At 50.4% G+C, this 5292-nt stretch carries 5 protein-coding genes; 3 read left to right on the top strand and 2 right to left on the bottom strand.

Annotation, left to right across the window (positions count from 1 at the left end; all coding sequences use genetic code 11):
- Positions 1-594, bottom strand: a 594-nt coding sequence (recA, locus tag J0A65_RS11460; protein ID WP_206594311.1) for a recombinase RecA, incomplete at its 3' end; no start/stop codon positions are given.
- A gap of 227 nt (positions 595-821) precedes the next feature.
- On the opposite strand from recA, the gene J0A65_RS11455 reads away from it, so the two are divergent.
- A complete protein-coding gene (locus J0A65_RS11455; RefSeq protein ID WP_206594310.1) occupies positions 822-1811 on the top strand; it encodes a hypothetical protein in 990 nt (329 codons plus the stop codon).
- A gap of 20 nt (positions 1812-1831) precedes the next feature.
- Here the strand turns inward: J0A65_RS11455 and pncC are convergent, their stop codons facing one another.
- On the bottom strand, positions 1832-2317 hold the full coding sequence (gene pncC, locus J0A65_RS11450) for a nicotinamide-nucleotide amidase (RefSeq protein ID WP_206594328.1): 486 nt from the start codon (positions 2315-2317) through the stop codon (positions 1832-1834).
- Positions 2318-2355: 38 nt separating this feature from the next.
- Here pncC and mutS point away from each other — a divergent pair, with 38 nt between their 5' ends.
- On the top strand, positions 2356-4956 hold the full coding sequence (gene mutS / locus J0A65_RS11445) for a DNA mismatch repair protein MutS (protein WP_206594309.1): 2601 nt from the start codon (positions 2356-2358) through the stop codon (positions 4954-4956).
- Positions 4957-5167: 211 nt separating this feature from the next.
- On the top strand, positions 5168-5292 hold a 125-nt coding region (locus tag J0A65_RS27340), incomplete at its 3' end, for a hypothetical protein (protein ID WP_232849904.1).

Genomic DNA, 5292 nt, shown 5'->3' with positions numbered 1-5292 from the left:
AATCTTCATACGAATTTGGTTAATGAAGATACACAAGGTATTGGAGCGTTTGATATTACCGGTCAGCTTACGCAGCGCTTGAGACATCAAACGCGCCTGCAGACCGACGTGGGAGTCACCCATTTCGCCTTCAATTTCAGCTTTAGGGGTCAGTGCCGCCACCGAGTCGACCACCACCACGTCGACTGCGCCAGAGCGCACCAACATGTCACAGATTTCCAGGGCCTGCTCGCCGGTATCAGGCTGAGACACCAGCAGCTCTTCCACATTCACCCCAAGCTTACCGGCATAAACCGGGTCTAAGGCGTGTTCAGCATCCACGAAGGCACAGGTTTTACCCATTTTCTGCGCCTGGGCAATCACTTGCAGTGTCAGCGTGGTTTTACCTGATGATTCAGGACCATAAATCTCCACCACCCGGCCACAAGGCAAACCGCCAATACCTAAGGCAACATCTACGCTCAGTGAGCCGGTGGAAATTGCTTCAATGTCCATGGCCTGGTTATCACCCAGACGCATAATGGCACCTTTACCAAACTGTTTCTCGATTTGTCCCAGGGCAGCCGATAGGGCCCTGGCTTTATTATCTTCCATTGGTCGCTCCTTACTTGAGCTAGTGATGTTGATCAGGATATGGGGCAAGTATACTGTATAACCATACAGTTTCAAGTACCCAAAAAGACTTTATAACTAAACGGCGACAACTGAGATAGAACCACCGTCGCTGAGTAACAAATAGATACAACGCAAACCAAATGCTGCCCTACACTTGAACAAGCTCAATGGGAAGCCACATTTTAAATATGGAAATATGCCGACGTATGAAAAGGTTTCACAAGTTCGCAATCTGCACTTTTCATGTCCTTCTTCTCTTCGCTCTATTTGACCGAACAGTATATGGAGAAAAACTTTCAGTTAAGGAATTTTGTAAAAGTTCCGACCAGAAATCTTTGATAGATTTATCCCCTCTTTTATACGAGATAGATAAAAAAAGTCAGGAAACTAGAATTTTAGCCAATGGACTGACGGTCAATATAGATCTTAGGCCCGATTATTATTCCGCTTTGTTTGAAAACTGTATAAAGAGAAAGAAAGCGGAACTTCTCACTAACGATGAAAAAGAATCAGCAGCTCAGCTTAGCGCGTTGATGAAGAGGATAAACTTTTACTCCCCTAGCCTGGAAAGCCTGAATTTCCAGTTAGATCTTGAAGTAGCCAATCGTCAAAGGATTCTGTCATCTGGTTTAGCGTTATCTGATGCGCAAAAAATCAACATTGAGTATCTCTTTGAGGCTTTTGTCCAAAAAAGACTTTTCGAGAAAGCCGAAGATCTTCGTATTCAATTTCCAGAGATTCAGTTTCCTAAACTCCCAACACTAAATATCCGCAGCGACATGACAGTTCAACTACTTCAGGTAAATGACTCAGCATCGGAACTCAATGCCATAAATTTTGACTGGCACGAAATAGATATTATTGTAGTGGGCTCTCCCTTATGCTCCCCGTCCCGACGATTTAGTGCCTGGTTATTGGAGAATACGGAGTATCTAGATTTTTTTAAGAAGCATTCAACTTGGATCTTACCAGCAACAGGTCGCCTTTGGCTTGAAGAAGTACTCAATGCCAATAAGCAATATCCCATTCCATACTATCTGGTAAACCAGCCAGAAGACTGGCCGTCGATTAGTTCCTGGTCGACACCAACACTGTACTTTTTTAAACAAAAAGAACTTGTCGGCCAGCTAGTTGGTTGGCCCCAGGAGGGCCAACAACAAAAATTAGAAACTATGATTAGCTTGCTTAAAAAATAAAAACTAACCGATGCAGTTCATCAACGAATATGTTCAACAGCCTGTTGCAGGGCAAAATCAATGGCCTGCTCTCGCACTTGCTGACGGTCACCTTCAAAGCGTTGATGTACACTGACCACCTTGTCTGCCAGGGCAATACCAAACCATACCGTGCCCACCGGTTTTTGCGGGCTGCCGCCATCCGGGCCGGCGATGCCACTCACCGCAATGGCTATATTTGCCTTTGCCGCCTTAAGCGCACCTTGTGCCATCTCTTCCACGGTTTGTGCAGAGACCGCACCATGTACAACAAGTGTGTCGTGATGCACTCCGAGTAAACGCTCTTTAACGTCATTCGAGTAAGTAATAAAGCCCTGTTCAAACCAGCCAGAACTTCCAGATATGCTGGTAATGGCGTATCCTATGCCCCCTCCGGTGCAGGATTCGGCGCAGGTAATAGTCCAGCCCTTTTGCTTTAGGGCGTCGCCTAGCTGCTCGGCCAGACGCAGGTTAGTATCTGTCGTCATCATTCCTTACTCCGACAATAAACAAGAATAGCGTCATTATGCCCTCTGATAAATTTGCCTCGCAAGCCGGTCTTTTCGATGAACAGCAACTCGCTCAGCACACGCCCATGATGCAGCAGTACCTGCGGATCAAATCTGAGCATCCGAATATTCTGCTGTTTTACCGGATGGGGGACTTTTACGAACTTTTCTATGACGACGCCAAAAAAGCCGCGCAGTTACTGGATATCTCCCTGACCGCACGGGGTAAATCCGGCGGTGACCCAATTCCTATGGCCGGGGTTCCCTACCATGCGGTAGAGGGCTATCTGGCTAAGCTGGTTAAGCTCGGCCAATCAGTAGCTATTTGCGAACAGGTGGGCGACCCGGCCACCAGCAAAGGGCCGGTTGAACGCAAAGTGGCGCGCATTGTCACACCGGGTACTATTACTGATGAAGCCTTGCTGGATGACAGACGCGATAACCTCTTGGCGGCAATCTGGCAAGGTAAGGAAGGCTTTGGCTATGCCACATTGGAACTATCCAGTGGGCGCTTTAGTTTATCCGAGCTTAAAAATGAAGAAGCGCTGCTTGCCGAGCTGCAACGCACTCAGCCCGCCGAACTGCTTTATCCCGAAGGCTTGGCAGCCCTGCATTTAATTGAACAGCGCCGCGGACTGCGCCGTCGCCCCGAGTGGGAATTTGACCTGCAAACCGCCATTACCCAGCTTAACCAGCAATTCGGCACCCGCGAGTTAAGTGGTTTTGGCGTGGATAAAGCCGAGCTGGGTCTGTGTGCTGCGGGCTGCGTGATTCAGTATGTAAAAGACACCCAGCGTGCCGCCCTGCCACATATTCGTGCCATTCGTCTGGAAACCCAAAGTGATACCGTACAGATGGACGCCGCCACCAGACGCAATCTAGAGCTGACCCAGAATCTGGCCGGCACCTTGGACAACACTCTGGCCTCAGTATTGGATAAAACCAGCACCGCCATGGGTAGCCGTTTGCTGCAGCGCTGGTTGCACCGCCCCCTTACCGATATTCAAACCCTGACGCGGCGCCAGGACAGTATTGCCGCGCTGTTGGATGCCGACCTGCAGGAACTGCGTGATTATTTAAAACAAGTGGGCGATATCGAACGGGTATTGGGCCGTTTGGCTCTGCGTAGCGCCAGGCCCAGGGATTTTGCCAGACTGCGTCAGGCCTTTGGTCAATTGCCGGCCATTCGCAGTTTCCTGACCACCCTGAATTGTTCGCCGCTGCATAGCTTGTCAGGCGAAATCAATGAGTTCCCCGAGCTGCTGGATCTGCTGGAACGGGCGATTATCGACAACCCGCCGGTATTGATTCGCGATGGCGGTGTAATTGCTCCTGGTTATCATGCCGAGCTGGACGAGCTACGCGCGTTGTCCAAAGGTGCCACAGACTACCTTGAACTCTTGGAAGCAAGAGAAAAACAACGTACCGACATTCCCACCCTGAAGGTGGGTTTTAATAAAGTGCATGGCTACTATATTGAAGTCAGCCGCGGCTATGCCGATTTAGTGCCTGCAGAATATGTGCGTCGCCAGACCCTTAAGAACAACGAGCGCTATATCATTCCTGAACTAAAGGAATACGAGGATAAAGTGCTGACCAGTCAGGGCCGTGCCCTGGCGCTGGAAAAACAGCTATATGACGCCCTGTTTGATGCCCTGCTGCCTCAACTGTTTGAATTGCAGCTAAGCGGGGCGGCACTGGCCGAACTGGATGTGCTGTGTAATCTGGCAGGCTGTGCTCAGTTGTATGACTATCACAGGCCCGAGTTCAGTTCAGAGCCAGGCATTCAGTATGACCGCGGCCGTCACCCGGTGGTCGAACAGGTATTGACCGAGCCTTTTATTGCCAACCCCCTGGCCCTTAGCCATAAACGTCGCATGCTGATTATTACCGGGCCGAACATGGGCGGTAAATCTACCTATATGCGTCAGACCGCGCTGATTGCGTTAATGGCCAGCATAGGCAGTTTTGTACCAGCGGAAAACGCCAAAATCGGCCCTATAGACCGTATATTTACCCGTATCGGCGCCTCTGACGATCTGGCCTCAGGCCGTTCTACTTTTATGGTGGAGATGACCGAAACTGCCAATATTCTCAACAACGCCACCGCCAACAGCCTGGTGCTGATGGACGAAATTGGTCGCGGCACCAGTACCTATGACGGTTTATCCCTGGCCTGGGCCACGGCCTGCTATCTGGCCGAGCAACTCAGTGCTTTTACCCTCTTTGCCACCCACTATTTTGAAATGACGCAGCTGGCCGAGACCATGGAATCACTGGCCAATGTACATCTGGATGCAGTGGAACATGAGGACGGTATCAGCTTTATGCACGCCGTGCAGGAAGGTGCAGCCGACCGCAGTTATGGCTTGCAGGTCGCTATGCTGGCCGGTGTACCCCGCCCGGTTATTCAGGCCGCCAGACAAAAGTTGTTGGAACTTGAGCAGAGCGACAACCGCCCTACAGGGTCGACATCAAGCCCGGCAGCCAGTCAGTTGGATTTTATTCAGTTGGATGACCCGCTGCGTAAGGCCTTAAAAGGTCTGAATCCTGACGAGCTTAGCCCCCGTCAGGCCCTGGACGCCTTGTATAGCCTTAAGCGCCTAAGCCAGGACTAGACAAGCCTTTAGGGGCTTGCCGTTCGGCAATGCCCCTTCGCACAGAAATTGCTCGCCGATGACGCTTTTAGATTGAGAGATAAGCGGTATTTGCGTATACTACTTTCCCGTCCTGATAAGAATTCCACTCGCACCCCGACAAACCACTTTTGGTGGTGTGTTTTGCGTTGTGGTACGGATTTCCGATTAACTCCCAAGTCTTAGGTTTCGCATGACAAACTATATTTTCGTGACGGGTGGTGTGGTTTCATCACTAGGTAAAGGTATTGCAGCCGCTTCACTGGCCGCCATTCTGGAGGCGCGCGGGCTGAAAGTCACCATGCTGAAACTGGATCC

Origin of the sequence: Bowmanella yangjiangensis (genome assembly GCF_017255015.1) — a bacterium.
GTDB lineage: Bacteria > Pseudomonadota > Gammaproteobacteria > Enterobacterales > Alteromonadaceae > Bowmanella > Bowmanella yangjiangensis.
The sequence above is the reverse complement of the archived record's forward strand: the minus strand, read 5'-3'. Positions and strand labels throughout refer to the sequence as shown.